The organism is Sulfitobacter sp. 1A13679 (assembly GCF_043557115.1).
GTDB lineage: Bacteria > Pseudomonadota > Alphaproteobacteria > Rhodobacterales > Rhodobacteraceae > Sulfitobacter > Sulfitobacter faviae.
In genome coordinates this window covers 95,354-111,572 of sequence record NZ_JBIFFO010000005.1, presented here as the reverse complement: position 1 = coordinate 111,572, position 16,219 = coordinate 95,354, and the positions used below count along the sequence as shown (strand labels likewise).

Genomic DNA, 16,219 nt, shown 5'->3' with positions numbered 1-16,219 from the left:
ATGCGCATCTTTCGGGTCGTGCCGATCAACGGAACAGCCTAAACCCAAGCCATGATCACACAGAAAACCATCCCCCCGCGCGCTTGGATCGAAATGGGCTGTCTCGCCCTGCTCTGGGGCGCGTCCTTTGTCGCCGTTCGGGTGGCCTTGGATGAGATCGGGCCGCTGACCTCGGTCGCGCATCGGGTGTTCTGGGCGATGCTGGTGCTTTGGGCCGCCGTCGCCACCATGCGCCTGCCACTGCCGCGCGACCCGCGCATCTGGGCGGCCTTCCTGCTGATGGGGCTTTTGAACAATGTGATCCCCTTTTCGCTGATGGCATGGGGGCAGCTGCACATCCCCTCGGGGCTGACCTCGATCCTCAATGCCGCCACCGCGATCTTTGGCGTGCTGGCCGCGGCGATCTTTCTGGCGGATGAGCGGATCACCCCGCGCAAGGCGATTGGCGTCTGCCTTGGCTTCGCGGGTGTCAGTACCGCCATCGGTCTGGAAAATCTCACGAATTTCGACCTCGGCAGCCTTGCACAACTGGCCGTGCTGGGCGGTGCGATGTCCTATGCCATGGCCGGGGTCTGCGCGCGCAAACTGCTGCCGGGCCAGCCGCCGCAACTGGCCGCCGCCGGGATGCTCACCGGCGCCACGCTGATCATGCTGCCGCTGGCATGGGTGGCGGAGGGACCGCTGACGCTCAAGCTCGCCCCCGCCACGCTCGTCGCCATCGCCTATTACGCGCTGGCCGCGACGGCGCTGGCCTATCTGCTCTATTACCGCGTGCTTGGCATGGCGGGCAGCAGCAACCTGATGTTGGTGACACTGCTGGTCGCCCCCGTGGCGATCCTGCTGGGCGCATGGCTGCGTGATGAGACCCTGCGCCCCGCCGCCTATGGGGGTTTCGCCCTTCTCGCACTCGGGCTTCTGGTGCTCGATGGCCGCATCTGGCGTCTGGTCAAACACTGGGGTAGTCAGGGGAAACGAAGCACTTAACCTTGGTGATACATGCTCTACCCCACGGCTGACGATTGGCGCGCGGCGCCGCGGCGCAAAGTTCTGATCTTCGGCATGTCGGGCTTGGGCAAGACCCATCTCTCCAGCCTGCTGCGCGCCAGCGGGGATTGGTTTCACTACTCCATCGACTACCGCATCGGCACCCGCTACTTGGGCGAGCTCATCGCCGACAATGCCAAGGCCGAGGCGATGAAAGTGCCCTTCCTGCGCGATCTGCTGCTGAGCGATAGCATCTACATCGGCTCGAACATCACCTTCGACAACCTGTCGCCTGTGGCCACATGGCTGGGCAAACCCGGTGACCCTTCGCGCGGCGGACTGCCGATGGCAGAATACGCCAAACGGCAAGAGGCTTTCCGCCGGGCCGAGATCAGCGCGCTGCAAGACACCGCCTATTTCGCCACCCGCGCCGAAGCGCTCTATGGCTATCCGCATTTCATCTGCGACACCGGTGGCTCGATCTGCGAATGGGTCGACCCCGAAGACCCGAACGACCCGCTCTTGCGGCAATTGGCCGAGGAATGTCTGCTGGTCTGGATCAAGGGCGACGAGGCCCATACCGAGGAACTCATCCGACGCTTTGACAAAGCCCCCAAGCCGATGGCCTATCAGCCCGAATTCCTCGCCCGGGCATGGGCCGATTATCTGGCCGAAAAGAACATTACAGAGGACGCGGTGAACCCCGACGACTTCATCCGCTGGACCTATGCCGCCGCCCTGTCGCACCGCCAACCCCGCTATGTGGCGATGTCGAAATGGGGTGTCACCATCACCCCCGCCGATATCGACGCGTTGAAAGCTCCCGAAGACTTTACCGACCTCATTGCCCGCCACCTGCCCGCGGGCGGTTGAACCCGCCCCGCCCAAGATTATCTGACTGCATTGGCCACCCCTGAAAGACCTGTCTCATGCCCATCAAGATCCCCTCCCGCCTGCCTGCCTTCGACGTTCTGCGCAACGAAGGGGTCATGGTTCTGGACGAGGAACTGGCCTCGCGGCAAGACATCCGCCCCCTGCGCATCGCCCTTCTGAACCTAATGCCCAAGAAAATCCAGACCGAGAACCAGTTTGCCCGGCTGATCGGTGCCACGCCCTTGCAGATTGAACTGAGCCTCATCCGCATGTCCGACCACCGGACCCGCAACACCGCCGCCGAACATATGGAGAGCTTCTACCGCCCCTTTGAGGAGATGAAGGCCGAAAAGTTCGACGGGCTGATCATCACCGGCGCCCCGATCGAACATCTCGACTTTGACGAGGTGACATATTGGGACGAGCTGCGCGAGGTGATGGAATGGACCCAGACCAATATCCACTCCACCTTTGGCGTCTGCTGGGGCGGCATGGCGATGATCAACCACTTCCACGGCGTCAAGAAACACATGCTGAGCGCAAAGGCTTTCGGCTGTTTCCGGCACCGCAACCTCGCGCCCGCCTCGCCCTATTTGCGCGGCTTTTCGGATGATTGCACCGTGCCCGTCTCGCGCTGGACCGAGATGCGCCAAGATGAGGTTGACGCCCATCCCGGCCTGACCACGCTTTTGGGCAGTGATGAGGTTGGCCCCTGTCTGATCGAAGACCCCGCGCACCGCGCGCTCTATGTCTTTAACCATTTTGAATACGACCGCGACACGCTCAAGCAAGAGTATGACCGCGATGTCGAGAATGGCGTGCCGATCAACGTGCCCTGCAACTACTACCCCGAAGATGACCCCGCGCGCACGCCGGTGAACCGCTGGCGCAGCCATGCGCATCTGCTTTATGGCAATTGGATCAACGAGATATACCAAACCACCCCCTTTGATATGAATGAGATCGGCCATTAAACTGCTGCTTGCCCTCCTCCTCGGGCTGGCGCTGCTTACCGCGCTCGTCCAATGGCGCGCCGCGCGGCATGAGGCGCGGGCCGAGGCAAGCCATCCGCCTGAGGGGGAAATCATCACGGTCGACGGCCTGACGGTCCATGCCAAGATCATCGGCAGCGGGCCGGATCTGGTGTTGATCCACGGGGCCAGCGGCAACCTGCGAGATTTTACTCTGGGCTTCGCTGAGCGGCTGAGCGACCGCTACCGCGTCATCATGTTCGACCGCCCCGGCATGGGCTATACCGCCCGGCTGCCCGGCGCGCGCGGCCCTTGGAACCCGCGCGGCGAGTCGCCACAGGAACAGGCCGCACTCTTGCAGAAAGCGGCGGATCAACTGGGCGTCGAAAACCCCATCGTGCTGGGCCATTCCTTTGGCGGGGCCGTGGCGCTGGCATGGGGGCTGCACCGCCCTGATGAGACCGCAGCGCTGGTGCTGGTCTCTGCGGTGTCGGAGCCTTGGCCCGGCGGTCTGGGCTGGCTCTATAACGTCAGCGCCTCACGGCTTGGCGGGGCGCTCTTTATCCCTGCCGTCACCGCCTTTGTGCCAGACAGCGTGGTGCAAAGCAGCATCGCGGCGATCTTTGCCCCACAGCAAGCGCCCGAAGGCTATGCCGATCACATCGGCACGGGCCTGACCCTGCGCCGCAGCGCCAGCCGCGCCAATGCGCAGCAGGTCCACCAGCTTCGCCCGCATGTGGTTGAAATGGCAGCGCAATATGACCGCCTAACCATGCCTGTCGAAATCATTCACGGCGATGCCGATACCATTGTCCCGATGCATATTCACGCCGAGGAACTGATCAAAGACATCCCCAACGGCGCCCTGACCCGCCTGCCCGGCATGGGCCATATGCCCCATCACGCCGACCCGCAGGCCGTGGTCGATGCCATCGACCGCGCCGCCGCCCGTGCCGGTTTGCGTTAACCGCCTTAACATCCCATATTGAAACAAGAACAATCCGCAAGGAGCGCCCATGGACCTGCCCTTTGACGGCGCGATCAGCGCCTTTTACGAGAACGACGCCCCCGAGGACATCCGCCAAGCGATCCAGCGGGCCGACAAGGACGATATCCTTTCGCCCAGCTACCCGCATGACGAACGTCTGTCGCGCAAGACCTATGAGCGCGACTATGACCGTTTGCAGATCGAAATGGTCAAACTGCAATCCTGGGTGCGCGAAACCGGGCAGCGCGTCGTCATGGTTTTTGAGGGGCGCGACGCCGCTGGCAAGGGCGGCACGATCCGCCGTATGCGTGAAAACCTGAGCCCCCGTTCCGCCCGTGTGGTGGCCCTGTCGAAACCCACCGAAACCGAGCAGGGCGAGTGGTATTTTCAGCGCTACATCAAACACTTGCCAACAGCGGGCGAGATGGTTTTCTATGACCGCTCTTGGTACAATCGCGGGGTGGTGGAAAAGGTCTTTGACTTTTGCACGCCCGAACAGCGCGCGCATTTCTTTGAACAGGTCACCCCGTTTGAACAGATGCTCGTCGAAGACGGCATTCACCTGATTAAATTTTGGCTCAACGTGGGCCGGGCCGAGCAGTTGCGCCGCATGTTGTCGCGCGAGTCCGATCCGCTGAAACAGTGGAAGCTCAGCCCCATCGACGTCAAAGGTCTGTCGAAATGGGAGGAATATTCCGCCGCCATCGCCGAGACGCTGCTGCGCAGCCATACGGATGAAACCCCGTGGACGGTGATCCGCTCCGACGACAAACGCCGCGCCCGTCTCGCGGCCATGCGCCATCTGCTGCACCGTTTCGACTATCCTCAGAAAGACGCCAAGGCGATCGGCAAGATCGACGATGAAATCTGCGGCGGGCCGGACATCTGGGATGCCTAAGCGCGGTTACCATCACGGCAACCTGCGCCAAGCGCTGATCGACGCGGCGCTTGAGTTGATCGAGCAGCGCGGCCCCACGGGTTTCACCCTTTCCGAGGCGGCCAAACGCGCGGGCGTCACCCCGGCGGCGGTCTATCGCCATTTTGAGGGCCGCGAAGACCTCATTGCCGAGGCCGCGCATCAAGGCTATGATATCTTTGCCGATTTGATGGAATTCGCCTATCAATCCGGCCAGCCCTCGGCGCTCAAAGCCTTTGAGGCGACGGGCCGCGCCTATCTTGCCTTCGCCCGCAAACATCCCGGCCATTACATCGCGATGTTCGAATCCGGCATCTCGGTCAACCGTACGCCGGAACTGGCCCATGCTGCCAACCGCGCCAATGCGGTGCTGGAACGCGCGGCCACAGACCTCAGCCAACATATCCCGGCGGACAAACGCCCACCAGCTTCGATGTTCTCGGCTCATATCTGGGCGATGAGCCACGGGGTGGTTGAGCTTTTCGCCCGTAACTCGCCCGGGCGCGCCTCGCCCTTCCCGCCCGATGACCTGCTGGAAACCGGGATCGGGATTTATCTGCGCGGCTTGGGGCTGGTCAGCCCTGACGAGTGACGGCGGCGGCCCTTAGGCCGCCACTTTCATATCCTGCAAGACATCCGCCGCAATCTCGAACGAGCGCAGCCGCGCTGAGTGGTCGTGAATCTGCCCGGTCAAGATCAACTCATCGGGGCGATGCTGCGCGATCAGCGTCTCCAACTGGCGTTTCACCGTCTCAGGGCTGCCCACGGCAGAGACGCGCAATGCGTGGTCGACCCCTTGGCGCAGGCCCGCGCCGATCTCGGCATCAATGTCGCGCACCGGGGCCGGAAGCTTGCCGGGGCGTCCTGTTCGGAGACGGGCGAAAGCCTGCTGCATGGTGGTCCGCAGATAGGCGCCCTCCTCATCCGTCTCAGCGGCAAAGACGTTTACCGCCAGCATGAAACGCGGCTTCGGGCAGGCTTCGGACGGTTTGAAATCCCGGCGATAGATCGCCGTGGCCTCTTCCAACGCATCTGGCGCGAAATGCGATGCAAAGGCATAGGGCAACCCGAAATGCGCCGCCAATTGCGCACCATAGAGCGAGGAGCCGAGGATCCAGATCGGCACATGCGTCCCCTCACCCGGATGGGCGCGGACCGGCGCGCGGGGATCGGGCGCGCCAAGATAGGCCATCAACTCGGCCACGTCATCGGGGAATTGATCGCCCGCGCTCATCCCGCGGCGCATGGCGCGCATCACCGCCTGATCCCCGCCCGGCGCGCGGCCCAGCCCCAGATCGATCCGGTCGCCATGTATCGCCGCCAGCGTGCCGAACTGTTCGGCAATGGCCAAGGGCGCATGGTTGGGCAGCATCACCCCACCCGCGCCGACGCGAATCTCTTTCGTGTGATCCGCCACATGCCCGAGCAGAACCGAGGTTGCCGCCGAGGCGATGCCGGGCATGTTGTGATGCTCCGCCATCCAAAACCGGTGATAGCCCTTAGCCTCGGCCAGTTGTGCCAGAGCGACGGAATTGGCGATGGCGGTGGTGGTGTCCGACCCTTCGGGCACGGGCGCAAGATCAAGAACTGAATACTGCATGACTGTCTCCTGTGTTGGGGCTGATATAGGCAGGCACAGCCCCGCCCGGAACCACGCCGCCCCAGAAAAACCAACGGCTTGGGCGAAATTTCCGTCGATCACAATGTTATGTTCTATCGCATGTCAGATATGCGCAATCGGGCCTTGCCGCCCCCCGGTGAGCACCCTATCCGAGGGGCCTTCACAACCTGACCTCGCCAGTCGCAGACAAGCTATGGTCCAAAACTAGGCAAATGCCATGAATATCAAACATCTTATCGGGTTCGGCCTCACCGCCGGGCTGCTCTCCTCTGCTGCCTATGCGCAGGAAAACGTCACCACCGGTTTCGACCCGGTCATCGAAGACCGCACCATGACTTCCATGGTTGGCTGGACCGCCGGCGTCTCTGCCGCGACACGGTTCAACACGTCGGATGATTTCGATCACCTCGAAAACGAAGTCGAAGGTTTTGTCGAGCTGACCTACGGCGGCTTCCACACCGGGCTGAGCGCGACATCGCTTTACCAAGACCCCACCGATGACGTCGAATTCGAAGCAAACCTCGGCTACGGCGCGGACTTCGGTCAGGGCCTGAGCTGGGACCTGACCTATGGCTACATCTGGCTGAACGATTCCAAAGACCACAGCGAAGAGATCACCGCGACGCTGGGCTTCCCCATCGGGCGCGACGCTTCGGGCGCATTCGCCGTGATCATCGACCCCGACAATGGCGAAAGCGATCAGGAAGTCGCGTTTGAAGCGCCCCTGTCCGAGCGTTGGACCGCCGTTGGCCTCATCGGAAACAGCGACCGTGACGACAACATCTATGCTGAAGCCGGTGCCGTTTATGACTTCGGTGACGGCGTCACCTTCGAAGCGCTTTACGAAGACACCAACGATGGCGACGGCGTGCTGGGCTTCACCGTGAGCTACGAAATCGGCGGCTAAGCCGTCTCGGGATCAGAAGCGATCCGACCCTAAGGCCGCTGCGGGAAACCGCGGCGGCCTTTTTCATGTCCCGCGGCCAACCCTGCCCACCGCAACGAAAAAGGGCCACCCCGGAGGGCAGCCCTTTCGCAAACTTGATCGTTAAGCTTAACGCTTGGAGAACTGGAAGCTCCGGCGCGCTTTGGCCTTACCGTATTTCTTCCGCTCGACAACGCGGCTGTCGCGGGTCAGGAAGCCTGCCGCTTTCAGCGCACCGCGCAGGGAGGGATCGTAGAGCTGCAGCGCTTTGGAGATGCCGTGCTTGACCGCGCCCGCTTGACCGGACAGACCGCCACCTTTGACAGTCGCGATCACGTCGAACTGGCCTTCGGTGTTGGTGATGCCGAAAGGCTGCGCGAGGATCAGCTGCTGCACAGGGCGCGCGAAGTATTCGTTCTGCGGCTTTCCGTTCACGATGACCTTGCCGGAACCCGGCTTGATCCAAACGCGGGCGACCGCGTCTTTACGCTTGCCGGTGGCATAGGCGCGGCCCAGTTCGTCACGAACCGGCTCACGGGGGGTCACTTCGGTCTCGGTGCCCTGCACGCCGCCGATGTTGTCGGTCACGGCTGCTTCCAGACCGTCGAGGGATTTGATTTCGTCAGCCATGCTCATGCACTCCGCGTGTTTTTCTTGTTCAGGGATTTGACATCCAGAACTTCGGGGCTCTGCGCCTCATGGGGGTGTTCGCTACCCGCATAGACGCGCAGGTTGGTCATGATCTGGCGGCTCAGGCGGTTGCCGGGCAGCATGCGCTTGACCGCTTGGGTCACAACACGCTCAGGATGTGCGCCTTCGAGGATCTGTGCCTTGGTGCGCGATTTGATGCCACCGGGGTGGCCGGTGTGCCAGTAGAAGTGCTCTTCGCGCTTCTTGCCGGTCATCTGCACCTTGTCGGCGTTGATGACGATCACGTTGTCGCCGCAATCCATATGCGGCGTGAAGGACGGCTTGTGCTTGCCGCGCAGGCGCATGGCAACGATCGAGGCGAGACGGCCCAGCACGACGCCTTCGGCGTCGATGATGATCCATTTCTTGTCGATATCTGCCGGTGTCGCAGAAAAGGTTTTCATGGATGAATTCCCGTTTGAGGTTGGTCGGAACGAGGAATCCCCGCCCGGTGTCTGATGGAGGCGTTATAAACACCTGCATCGCCGGGTCAAGCGCATCAATCCCTGATTTTATCAGCTAAAACAATACGTTGCGATTTAGGTATAATAATACCCCATATTTCTACACGCTGATCTGCTCCGGTGGATTGTCCAGAAGGCAGCGCAGCCGCTGCATCGCCGCCTCGAAGGACCGCAGGGAGACATGGGCGTTCACCGCAATGCGCACCGCATGGGGCGCGCGGCCATCGCGCAGCGCGAACTCATCGGCCGAGCGGATCTGCACGCCCTGCGCCTCTGCCGCGCGGCAGAACCCGGCAGCCCGCCACCCCGGCGGCAGTTGCAGCCAGAGGAAGGGCACATCGCGCGACCATTCCAAAGCGTGGCCGCCCAGATGGTTCACCGCCACTTCGACATATTCCGCCAGTCTTTCGCGAATATCCGCGCAGATCGCCTTGAGCCGTGGGTCCGTCAAGAGAATCCGCGTGGCTTCGGCCAAGGGGCGGGCGAGGCCGAAATAGCCATATTCCGCCACCCGCCGCAGGTCCGCCGCGCGGCCTGCAGGCGCCAGCGCAAACCCCACCCGCAAGGCAGGCGTCAATTCCTTCGAGATCGAAGAGACATGCCAGACATGCTCAGGCCAGAGCGAGCGATAACTCGGCGCGCGGGCGAGGCCCATGCGGTAGCAGTCATCCTCCAAAATCTCCAACCCATGCCGCTTGGCGACTTCCAAAAGCGCGCGCCGCCGTTCAAGGCTGGTGTGGCTGCCCGTAGGGTTATGCACCTCCGGCGTCGTGCAAAAGACCTGCGCCCCGCTGTCGCGCGCGGCCTTGTCCAGCGCCTCTGGCAGCACGCCCTCTGCATCCATCGCCACCCCGACCACCTCGGCCCGCAACACCTCCGCCGCGCGGCGAAACCCGGCGTAGGAGAGGTCTTCGACCAGCATCACCGGCTTCGGCCCCGAGAGGATCGCTTGCAGTACCAATACAATCCCGCTCTGCCCGCCATGCGACAGCACGACGTCACGCTCGCTCAGCGGCCCGAGGGCGAGATGCGACAGCCAGTCGACCACCGCTTGCCGCACCGGGGCATAGGCGTCGCGGGTGGGATAGTTCATCAGGTCCTCGCCTGGCACATCCGCCACCTGCCGCAGGGCGCTGCGGATCAGCGCCACCTGCCCCATGTCCGGCAGGCGCGGGCTGAAGAGGCTGACCGCATCCGTATCGGCAACCTCCAACTCCTTGATCCAACTATCTTGTTCGCGATTCCAGACATCTTCGCGGATGGCCGCCTGCGGCGGGGCGACAAAGGTGCCACGGCCCACCTCGGCCTCCAACAGACCCTCATCGGTGAGGATGGTATAGGCCCGCGCCACGGTGCCGGGGGTAATCCCCAATTGCCACGCCAGTTCCCGCACCGGCGGCAGCTTATCCCCCACCGTCAGAGCGCCGGAGTTGATCCCCTGCCGGATGGTCAGCGCGACGAGCTTGTACTTCGGCCCCTGCCCCTCGGCCAGTGTCGGCTGCCAAATTGTACCCATTACAATATTCCTGTGGTCAAATTGTATCGCGCTTTGTACCGTTGTATCTGTAGGCATTCTACACTTTGTGTCAATACAATTTCGCCAATACAATTTCAAGGAGTTCCCCCATGACACAGGCACGCCCCCTTACCGCTGATGCAATGACATTGATGACATACCGCGCCCTGCCGGTCCCTGCGGTGATTGCGCTGCGCTTTGCGGCTGTCGTGACCACATGGGCGGCCCGCCGACGCACCCGGATCGCGCTTGCCGCGCTTGAACCGTGGGAGCTTAAAGATGCGGGACTTACACCGGAACAAGCCTCGGCCGAGGCTTCCCGCGTGTTCTGGCAGGCGTAGCTTCCCTGTGGCGACTGCCAGACCTCTTCCTCGGGCCGGGTTTTCCCGGCCCTTTTTTGTGGCCTCTGAGAATTCCTCGGCCCGGAATCAAGCCGCAGGCGCCGGGCCATCGCCTGCCCGTCCCGGCGGGCTGGCGATTTGGTGAGGCTGGGCGCATTTGCGAGAAGGCGCATCACGGCTGCGCCATAAAGTGGCATGGACCGGCGTCGCAATCGCCACCCCACGGTCAGGCGCTGACCCTAAACTCCGCCCCTCACCCCATCGACGCTGGCGGAATCGCATAGGTTAGCCCGGCCCGCGCCACCGGCTTGTCCGACCCTTCGGAATATATCAACACATCCGTCACCGACAGCTGCCGCCCCAGCTTCAGCAGCTTGGCATGGGCCACCAGCGGCACATCCGCCAGCGGTTTGCGCATAAAATCAATCGAGCAATTCGTCGTTACCGCCAGCGCCTTAGGCCCGATCATCGCCAGCGTCACCAGATAAGCCGAAACATCCGCCAGCGCGAACATCGATGGGCCTGAAACAGTCCCTCCGGGCCGCAGATGGCGGCGGCTGGTCAACAGGCGCATGGTGATCTCGTTCTCGGCCACATGATCCACGGCGAAATCATCCGCCACCTGATCGAACACCTCCCGCATGAAGGCTTCCAACGCCTCCGCATCCATCACCACGGCCATACTTGTCCTCCCTGCTGTCCTCGGCGTAACGTTGGCGTGATCAACCGGGGAGGGCAAGGTGGCAATTCTTGACGTTACGGCACGCGGGCCGGTGACCCACCTGCGCATGAACGCCCCCGAACGGCTGAACGCCCTGTCGGACGAAATGCTGGCCGCCCTGCACGCGCGCTTCGACCAATTGGCCCAAGACCGCGCCACGCGGGTCATCGTCCTTTCCGGCGCTGGCAAAGCCTTCTGCGCGGGCCACGACCTGCGCCAAATGACCGCCATGCGCCAAGCCGAAGACGGGGGCGCGGCAGGTTTCAAAGACCTTTTCGACCGCTGCGCCGCCCTGATGGCCCGCATCCAAAGCCTGCCGCAGCCCGTCATCGCCCAAGTGCATGGAATCGCCACCGCCGCGGGCTGTCAGCTTGTCGCCACCTGCGATCTGGCCATCGCCGCGGATGACTGCCGCTTTGGCGTCAACGGCGTGAACATCGGGCTCTTCTGCTCGACCCCCATGGTCGCCCTGACCCGCAACATCCCGCACAAACAGGCGTTTGAGATGCTCACCACCGGAGAGTTCATCTCCGCCCCCCGCGCTGCTGAACTGGGCCTGATCAACCGCGCCGTGCCGGGCGACCAACTGGCCCAAGAGACCGACGCACTGGCCGAGAAGATCGCCGCCAAACTCGGCACCGCCATCGCCCATGGCAAAGGCGCCTTCTATCAACAAATGCAGATGCCCAGCGAACAAGCCTACGCCTTCACTGGTGAGGTCATGGTCCGCAACATGCTTGAGGCAGAAACACGCGAGGGCATCGACGCCTTCTTGGAAAAACGCCGCCCCGATTGGTCCCAATGATTGTTTCCAAAACCGCCAGCCTTTGTTGCCATGCGGGGGCTGGCAAATCTGGCGAAATCACGGCATAGTTATGTTAGGGCATAGAAACCCTGATGATTTTGGGTCGCCGCAGGCGGAAGGTCCCTCCGGGTCAGCCTCTCACTGACCGACCATTCCCGCCGCGGCGACCCCAAAACCATTCTTCTTCCGCAGCCTCATCGCCCCTTCTTGCCTGTTGCGTGCGGCGCTGCCCTGCCCTACATCGCCTCCATGACAGATACATTGCATATCATCGGCGGCGGCATGGCCGGATCAGAGGCAGCTTGGCAAGCGGCGAACGCGGGCGTGAAGGTCGTGATCCACGAAATGCGCCCCAAGGTTGAAACCTTCGCCCACCAAACCGGGCTTCTGGGCGAGATGGTCTGCTCCAACTCCTTCCGCTCGGATGATGACGAGCAAAACGCCGTCGGCCTGCTGCATTGGGAAATGCGTGCCGCCAACGGGCTGATCATGGCCTGCGCCGACAAGAACCGCCTGCCCGCAGGCGGCGCATTGGCGGTGGACCGCGACCCCTTCGCGCAAAGCGTCACAGACACGCTGCTCGCCCACCCCAATATCACCGTAGAATATGGCGAAATCACCGAACTGCCGCGCGACGGCAAATGGATCATCGCCACCGGTCCGCTGACCTCGGGCAAGCTCGCCGAAGCCATCGCGGCTGAAACCGGCGCCGAGGCGCTGGCCTTTTTCGACGCCATCGCGCCCATCGTCTATTTTGACAGCATCGACATGTCCAAAGCCTGGATGCAGTCACGCTATGACAAGGGCGAGACCGAAGAAGAGCGCACCGCCTACCTCAACTGCCCGATGGACAAGGAGCAATACGAGGATTTCATCGACGCGCTTTTGGCCGCCGAAAAGACCGAGTTCCGCGAGGGCGAAACCGCGGGCTATTTTGACGGCTGCCTGCCCATCGAAGTGATGGCCGAACGAGGCCGCGAAACCCTGCGCCACGGCCCGATGAAACCCGTGGGGCTGACCAACCCGCACCAGCCCGAGGTCAAGGCCCATGCCGTGGTGCAGCTGCGCCGCGACAACAAACTGGGCACGCTTTACAATATCGTCGGCTTCCAGACCAAGATGAAGTACGGCGCGCAAACAGATGTTTTCAAACGCATTCCGGGACTGGAGAACGCGCGCTTCGCCCGTTTGGGCGGCATTCACCGGAACTCCTTCATTAACTCGCCGACACTGCTCGACGACCAGATGCGCCTGCGCAGCCGCGACAATATCCGCTTTGCGGGTCAGATCACCGGCGTCGAAGGCTATGTCGAAAGCGCCGCCATGGGCCTGCTGGCGGGCCGTATGGCCGCCGCCGAAATCAAGGGCGGCAGCCTGCCCACCCCGCCCGACAGCACCGCCATGGGCGCGCTGATCACCCACATCACGGGCGGGGCCGAGGCAAAAACCTTCCAGCCGATGAACGTGAACTTCGGCCTCTTCCCCCCGGTCGAAGGGCTGAAATCGGGCCGCCGTGGCCGCAAGGACCGTTACAAAGCCTATACCGACCGCGCCAAGGCCGATTGGCAAACATGGCTTAATCAAGGTTAACGCGACGGGGGGTTAACACTGGATCCTCCTGCTCATCCCCCATATCCTAGGGGCATGACACAGCATTTTTTTGACAAGGCCTATGCGGCGCGGGACACGCATGTGATCCGCAGCCTCTATGACGAATGGGCAAGCAGCTATGACGAGGACATCAAGGCGCAGGGCTATGCCACGCCCGACCGCGCCGCTGCCACGCTCGCAGAATTCCTCGACGACAAAGACCTGCCGATCTTCGACATCGGCTGCGGCACCGGGCTGTCCGGCGCGGCGCTAAAACAGGCGGGTTTCACCACCATCGACGGCGGCGACGTTTCCGCCGCCATGCTGGAGCAAGCGCGCAAAAAAGACATATACCGCAACCTATTAGAACTCGAAGTTGACGCGCCACTTCCCTTTGCGCCCGGGGCTTATGCAGCGATCAGTGCCATCGGCGTGATCGGCCCCGGTGCGGCCCCCATCAGCCTCTTCGATACGCTGATGCATGGGTTAGAAAAGGGCGGTAAGCTCCTATTTTCACTTAATGAAAAGGCGCTGGAAGATCGCGGTGCTTTAGGCATGATCCACGAATGGACCGATTGCGGCGCGGCGATCCTTCTCTTTGCCGAGGAAGGGCCGCACCTGCCCGGGATCGACATGAAGTCTACCGTATATCTGATTGAAAAGAATTGACTCTTACCACCAGATTCGCACCATCCCCGACCGGACCTCTGCACCTCGGCCACGCCTTTTCCGCACTCTTGGCCCATGATCTTGCAAAGGCCGCTGGGGGCGATTTTCTGCTGCGGATTGAAGACATCGACCAATCCCGCGCGCGCGCTCAGTGGGAGGCGCAGATCTACGAAGACCTCGCATGGCTGGGCATCGACTGGCCGCAACCCGTCATGCGGCAATCGGATCGAATGGCGGCCTATCAAGCCGCCCTAGATGCCCTCTGGTCGCGCGGCCTGCTCTATGCTTGCACCTGCAACCGGCGCGACATTACCGCTGCCACCAGCGCGCCGCAAGAGGGAGCAGAACCCGTCTACGGCCCCGATGGCCTCATCTACCCCGGCACCTGCCGCACGGCACGCCACTCCAAAGTCTCTGGCGCGCTGCGCCTCGATATGCGTAAGGCACTGGAAACCCTTGGCAATACCAAGCTAAGCTTCACCGAAAACGGCCAGGGGCCGAATGCCGAAACTGGGAAGATCACCCTCTCCCCTGATGAGTTGATCGGCGCGGTCGGGGATGTGGTCTTGGCCCGCCGCGACATGGGCACGTCCTATCACCTTTCGGTCGTGCTCGACGACGCCGCGCAGGGGGTGACGCTGGTCCCGCGCGGGGCCGATCTGTTTGAAGCGACCTACATTCATGTGGTGCTACAGGCATTGCTCGATCTGCCGACGCCGCTGTATCACCACCACCGTCTGATCCGCGATGACAGCGGCAAGAGACTGGCCAAACGTGATGACGCCCGCGCCATCGCGCTCTATCGCGAGAACGGCGCCACGCCCGGCGAAATTCGTAAAATCGTCGGGCTTTAGCGCACGGTCTTAATCCATCGGCTTCATCAGTTCGACCTCTTCACCGTCCTGAATGCCGGTGTAAAAGCAGCTCCGCCGCCCGGTGTGACAGGCCGGCCCGGTCTGATCCACCATCACCAACAGGCAGTCCCGGTCACAATCGACACGCATTTCGACCAGCTTTTGCACATTGCCGCTGGTTTCGCCCTTCACCCAGAACGCCTGCCGCGAACGGCTCCAATAGGTGACCTTGCCGGTCTCGAGGCTGCGCGCGATGCTCTCCGCATTCATCCACGCCAGCATGAGCACCTCATGGGTCTCGGCGTCCTGCGCAATGGCCGGGATCAACCCCGCTTCGTTGAACTGAAGGCTAGCAGGATCAAATGTCATCGGGCACCTCGTGGAAATATTTGCATCTGTCTCTGCGGCGCTTATGTAGGGTTTCAGCACGAAAAGGAACAGCCCATGTCGGATGAGACGGACCTCATCAAGCTCTACTCCGCGCGCATTCTCGCGCTCGCGGCCGAGATCCCCCAGTTGGGCCGCATGGAGGCTCCTCAGGCCAGTGTGAAACGCCGCTCGCCGCTCTGCGGCTCCACCGTGACGGTCGATGTGCGGATTGAGAATGGGCATCTGGCCGAGATGAAGCAGGACGTGAAAGCCTGCGCTCTGGGGCAAGCCGCCGCCGCCGTGGTAGGCGATGCCGCCCCCGGCAGATCGCTTGCGCAGATCACAACCGCACGCGATCAACTGCGCGCCATGCTCAAGGGCGAAGGCCCGGTGCCGGATGCCCCTTTCGACGGTTTCGAGGTGCTAACCCCCGCCACGGCCTATAAAAACCGCCATGCCTCCATCATGCTCAGCATCGAAGCATTGACGGAAGCGATGCAAGAGGCCGAAGCACCTGCCGAAGCGGGCGAACGCTGAACGCGGCCAAGCTCAGCCTGCCTTCCCCCCTGAAAAGCTAAAAAAAACGCCGCACATCCTGCGAAGGATGGCGGCGTCAGTCGGCATGCCTCATGTGGGACCCACTTTGCCGAAACCCGACGCAGACAGGCAAGTCGGAGCATCAAATTGGGACGGATGCAGCGGCAAAGCGGCATGAGAGCCTTGGCAGAACTCAGATAAAGGCGGGCAGATGCAGACCCACCACCAGCATCACGATCAAAGCGGCGGCCCCTGCTGCATCTTGCAGCAATGTGGCCTGTGATCTGACAGCGATAGATTTCAGGGCAGTGTAAGTCATCATCAATACCTCCTTATCTGTGTTGCTTCTTTGTTCTCATTTCTTCACCCGCAAGTAAAGAACTTT

The 16,219-nt window shown here is 62.3% G+C and carries 20 protein-coding genes; 13 read left to right on the top strand and 7 right to left on the bottom strand.

Translation table 11 applies throughout. The annotated features are described in order from the left end of the window. Nucleotides 1-51: 51 nt before the first annotated feature. The 6 genes from ACGYLA_RS05950 to ACGYLA_RS05925 are packed head-to-tail and all read left to right on the top strand — an operon-like array spanning nucleotide 52 to nucleotide 5,324. Nucleotides 52-984, top strand: coding sequence for a DMT family transporter (locus ACGYLA_RS05950; protein ID WP_394407542.1), 933 nt, complete (start codon nucleotides 52-54; stop codon nucleotides 982-984). Between the two features lie 12 nt (nucleotides 985-996). Continuing rightward, a complete protein-coding gene (locus ACGYLA_RS05945) occupies nucleotides 997-1,857 on the top strand; it encodes an ATPase (RefSeq protein WP_394431058.1) in 861 nt (286 codons plus the stop codon). Between the two features lie 56 nt (nucleotides 1,858-1,913). After that, complete coding sequence (metA, locus tag ACGYLA_RS05940; protein WP_394431056.1) at nucleotides 1,914-2,831, top strand: homoserine O-succinyltransferase; 918 nt, start codon at nucleotides 1,914-1,916, stop codon at nucleotides 2,829-2,831. Next, a complete protein-coding gene (locus ACGYLA_RS05935) occupies nucleotides 2,815-3,795 on the top strand; it encodes an alpha/beta fold hydrolase (RefSeq protein WP_394431054.1) in 981 nt (326 codons plus the stop codon). The genes metA and ACGYLA_RS05935 overlap by 17 nt, the downstream gene beginning before the upstream one ends. A gap of 49 nt (nucleotides 3,796-3,844) precedes the next feature. Beyond that, nucleotides 3,845-4,714, top strand: a complete 870-nt coding sequence (ppk2, locus tag ACGYLA_RS05930) for a polyphosphate kinase 2 (protein WP_394409020.1) — start codon at nucleotides 3,845-3,847, stop codon at nucleotides 4,712-4,714. Beyond that, a complete protein-coding gene (locus ACGYLA_RS05925; protein ID WP_067266873.1) occupies nucleotides 4,707-5,324 on the top strand; it encodes a TetR/AcrR family transcriptional regulator in 618 nt (205 codons plus the stop codon). Before ppk2 ends, ACGYLA_RS05925 begins: the two co-directional genes overlap by 8 nt. A gap of 12 nt (nucleotides 5,325-5,336) precedes the next feature. Here the strand turns inward: ACGYLA_RS05925 and ACGYLA_RS05920 are convergent, their stop codons facing one another. Next, the gene (locus tag ACGYLA_RS05920) at nucleotides 5,337-6,332 is read right to left on the bottom strand and encodes an LLM class flavin-dependent oxidoreductase (RefSeq protein WP_394431052.1); all 996 of its coding nucleotides are present in this window, start codon (nucleotides 6,330-6,332) and stop codon (nucleotides 5,337-5,339) included. A 238-nt stretch (nucleotides 6,333-6,570) separates the two neighbouring features. Here ACGYLA_RS05920 and ACGYLA_RS05915 point away from each other — a divergent pair, with 238 nt between their 5' ends. After that, on the top strand, nucleotides 6,571-7,260 hold the full coding sequence (locus tag ACGYLA_RS05915; protein WP_271693632.1) for a hypothetical protein: 690 nt from the start codon (nucleotides 6,571-6,573) through the stop codon (nucleotides 7,258-7,260). 147 nt (nucleotides 7,261-7,407) lie between these two features. Here the strand turns inward: ACGYLA_RS05915 and rpsI are convergent, their stop codons facing one another. The 3 genes from rpsI to ACGYLA_RS05900 all read right to left on the bottom strand — a co-directional run bounded on the left by rpsI (nucleotide 7,408) and on the right by ACGYLA_RS05900 (nucleotide 9,948). Then, entirely contained in the window at nucleotides 7,408-7,908 is a 501-nt protein-coding gene (gene rpsI, locus ACGYLA_RS05910) for a 30S ribosomal protein S9 (protein WP_067266905.1), read from the bottom strand. Between the two features lie 2 nt (nucleotides 7,909-7,910). Next, the gene (gene rplM / locus ACGYLA_RS05905) at nucleotides 7,911-8,372 is read right to left on the bottom strand and encodes a 50S ribosomal protein L13 (RefSeq protein ID WP_067266879.1); all 462 of its coding nucleotides are present in this window, start codon (nucleotides 8,370-8,372) and stop codon (nucleotides 7,911-7,913) included. 160 nt (nucleotides 8,373-8,532) lie between these two features. Next, nucleotides 8,533-9,948, bottom strand: a complete 1,416-nt coding sequence (locus ACGYLA_RS05900) for a PLP-dependent aminotransferase family protein (protein WP_394431049.1) — start codon at nucleotides 9,946-9,948, stop codon at nucleotides 8,533-8,535. A gap of 110 nt (nucleotides 9,949-10,058) precedes the next feature. Here ACGYLA_RS05900 and ACGYLA_RS05895 point away from each other — a divergent pair, with 110 nt between their 5' ends. Continuing rightward, nucleotides 10,059-10,289, top strand: coding sequence for a DUF1127 domain-containing protein (locus ACGYLA_RS05895; RefSeq protein WP_394431047.1), 231 nt, complete (start codon nucleotides 10,059-10,061; stop codon nucleotides 10,287-10,289). Between the two features lie 253 nt (nucleotides 10,290-10,542). On the opposite strand, the gene ACGYLA_RS05890 is transcribed toward ACGYLA_RS05895, so the two are convergent. Next, entirely contained in the window at nucleotides 10,543-10,971 is a 429-nt protein-coding gene (locus ACGYLA_RS05890) for a PaaI family thioesterase (RefSeq protein WP_209218884.1), read from the bottom strand. A gap of 58 nt (nucleotides 10,972-11,029) precedes the next feature. On the opposite strand from ACGYLA_RS05890, the gene ACGYLA_RS05885 reads away from it, so the two are divergent. The 4 genes from ACGYLA_RS05885 to gluQRS all read left to right on the top strand — a co-directional run bounded on the left by ACGYLA_RS05885 (nucleotide 11,030) and on the right by gluQRS (nucleotide 14,928). After that, a complete protein-coding gene (locus ACGYLA_RS05885; RefSeq protein ID WP_394431045.1) occupies nucleotides 11,030-11,815 on the top strand; it encodes an enoyl-CoA hydratase in 786 nt (261 codons plus the stop codon). 249 nt (nucleotides 11,816-12,064) lie between these two features. Then, entirely contained in the window at nucleotides 12,065-13,405 is a 1,341-nt protein-coding gene (gene trmFO, locus ACGYLA_RS05880; RefSeq protein WP_271693628.1) for a methylenetetrahydrofolate--tRNA-(uracil(54)-C(5))-methyltransferase (FADH(2)-oxidizing) TrmFO, read from the top strand. Between the two features lie 54 nt (nucleotides 13,406-13,459). Then, on the top strand, nucleotides 13,460-14,074 hold the full coding sequence (locus ACGYLA_RS05875) for a class I SAM-dependent DNA methyltransferase (RefSeq protein ID WP_394431043.1): 615 nt from the start codon (nucleotides 13,460-13,462) through the stop codon (nucleotides 14,072-14,074). Next, nucleotides 14,071-14,928 carry a tRNA glutamyl-Q(34) synthetase GluQRS gene (gene gluQRS / locus ACGYLA_RS05870; RefSeq protein WP_394431040.1) on the top strand — a complete coding sequence of 286 codons (858 nt, stop codon included), beginning with the start codon at nucleotides 14,071-14,073 and terminating at the stop codon, nucleotides 14,926-14,928. The genes ACGYLA_RS05875 and gluQRS overlap by 4 nt, the downstream gene beginning before the upstream one ends. Before the next feature lie 9 nt (nucleotides 14,929-14,937). Here the strand turns inward: gluQRS and hisI are convergent, their stop codons facing one another. Beyond that, nucleotides 14,938-15,297, bottom strand: a complete 360-nt coding sequence (hisI, locus tag ACGYLA_RS05865; protein WP_209218889.1) for a phosphoribosyl-AMP cyclohydrolase — start codon at nucleotides 15,295-15,297, stop codon at nucleotides 14,938-14,940. Nucleotides 15,298-15,372: 75 nt separating this feature from the next. On the opposite strand from hisI, the gene ACGYLA_RS05860 reads away from it, so the two are divergent. Then, nucleotides 15,373-15,834, top strand: coding sequence for an iron-sulfur cluster assembly scaffold protein (locus ACGYLA_RS05860; RefSeq protein ID WP_394431038.1), 462 nt, complete (start codon nucleotides 15,373-15,375; stop codon nucleotides 15,832-15,834). Between the two features lie 193 nt (nucleotides 15,835-16,027). Here ACGYLA_RS05860 and ACGYLA_RS05855 read toward each other — a convergent pair whose 3' ends face one another. Further along, a complete protein-coding gene (locus tag ACGYLA_RS05855) occupies nucleotides 16,028-16,156 on the bottom strand; it encodes a hypothetical protein (protein WP_269451604.1) in 129 nt (42 codons plus the stop codon). Between the last annotated feature and the right edge of the window lie 63 nt (nucleotides 16,157-16,219).

What these genes read in the sequence shown, in the direction of transcription:
- ACGYLA_RS05920 (WP_394431052.1), bottom strand. Translation starts at nt 6,332, where the DNA reads ATGCAGTATTCAGTTCTTGATCTTGCGCCCGTGCCCGAAGGGTCGGAC.
- ACGYLA_RS05855 (WP_269451604.1), bottom strand. Translation starts at nt 16,156, where the DNA reads ATGATGACTTACACTGCCCTGAAATCTATCGCTGTCAGATCACAGGCC.
- ACGYLA_RS05945 (WP_394431058.1), top strand. Translation starts at nt 997, where the DNA reads ATGCTCTACCCCACGGCTGACGATTGGCGCGCGGCGCCGCGGCGCAAA.
- ACGYLA_RS05900 (WP_394431049.1), bottom strand. Translation starts at nt 9,948, where the DNA reads ATGGGTACAATTTGGCAGCCGACACTGGCCGAGGGGCAGGGGCCGAAG.
- hisI (WP_209218889.1), bottom strand. Translation starts at nt 15,297, where the DNA reads ATGACATTTGATCCTGCTAGCCTTCAGTTCAACGAAGCGGGGTTGATC.
- ppk2 (WP_394409020.1), top strand. Translation starts at nt 3,845, where the DNA reads ATGGACCTGCCCTTTGACGGCGCGATCAGCGCCTTTTACGAGAACGAC.
- ACGYLA_RS05890 (WP_209218884.1), bottom strand. Translation starts at nt 10,971, where the DNA reads ATGGCCGTGGTGATGGATGCGGAGGCGTTGGAAGCCTTCATGCGGGAG.
- ACGYLA_RS05895 (WP_394431047.1), top strand. Translation starts at nt 10,059, where the DNA reads ATGACACAGGCACGCCCCCTTACCGCTGATGCAATGACATTGATGACA.
- metA (WP_394431056.1), top strand. Translation starts at nt 1,914, where the DNA reads ATGCCCATCAAGATCCCCTCCCGCCTGCCTGCCTTCGACGTTCTGCGC.
- ACGYLA_RS05860 (WP_394431038.1), top strand. Translation starts at nt 15,373, where the DNA reads ATGTCGGATGAGACGGACCTCATCAAGCTCTACTCCGCGCGCATTCTC.
- ACGYLA_RS05875 (WP_394431043.1), top strand. Translation starts at nt 13,460, where the DNA reads ATGACACAGCATTTTTTTGACAAGGCCTATGCGGCGCGGGACACGCAT.
- ACGYLA_RS05935 (WP_394431054.1), top strand. Translation starts at nt 2,815, where the DNA reads ATGAGATCGGCCATTAAACTGCTGCTTGCCCTCCTCCTCGGGCTGGCG.
- rplM (WP_067266879.1), bottom strand. Translation starts at nt 8,372, where the DNA reads ATGAAAACCTTTTCTGCGACACCGGCAGATATCGACAAGAAATGGATC.
- rpsI (WP_067266905.1), bottom strand. Translation starts at nt 7,908, where the DNA reads ATGGCTGACGAAATCAAATCCCTCGACGGTCTGGAAGCAGCCGTGACC.
- ACGYLA_RS05950 (WP_394407542.1), top strand. Translation starts at nt 52, where the DNA reads ATGATCACACAGAAAACCATCCCCCCGCGCGCTTGGATCGAAATGGGC.
- ACGYLA_RS05925 (WP_067266873.1), top strand. Translation starts at nt 4,707, where the DNA reads ATGCCTAAGCGCGGTTACCATCACGGCAACCTGCGCCAAGCGCTGATC.
- ACGYLA_RS05915 (WP_271693632.1), top strand. Translation starts at nt 6,571, where the DNA reads ATGAATATCAAACATCTTATCGGGTTCGGCCTCACCGCCGGGCTGCTC.
- trmFO (WP_271693628.1), top strand. Translation starts at nt 12,065, where the DNA reads ATGACAGATACATTGCATATCATCGGCGGCGGCATGGCCGGATCAGAG.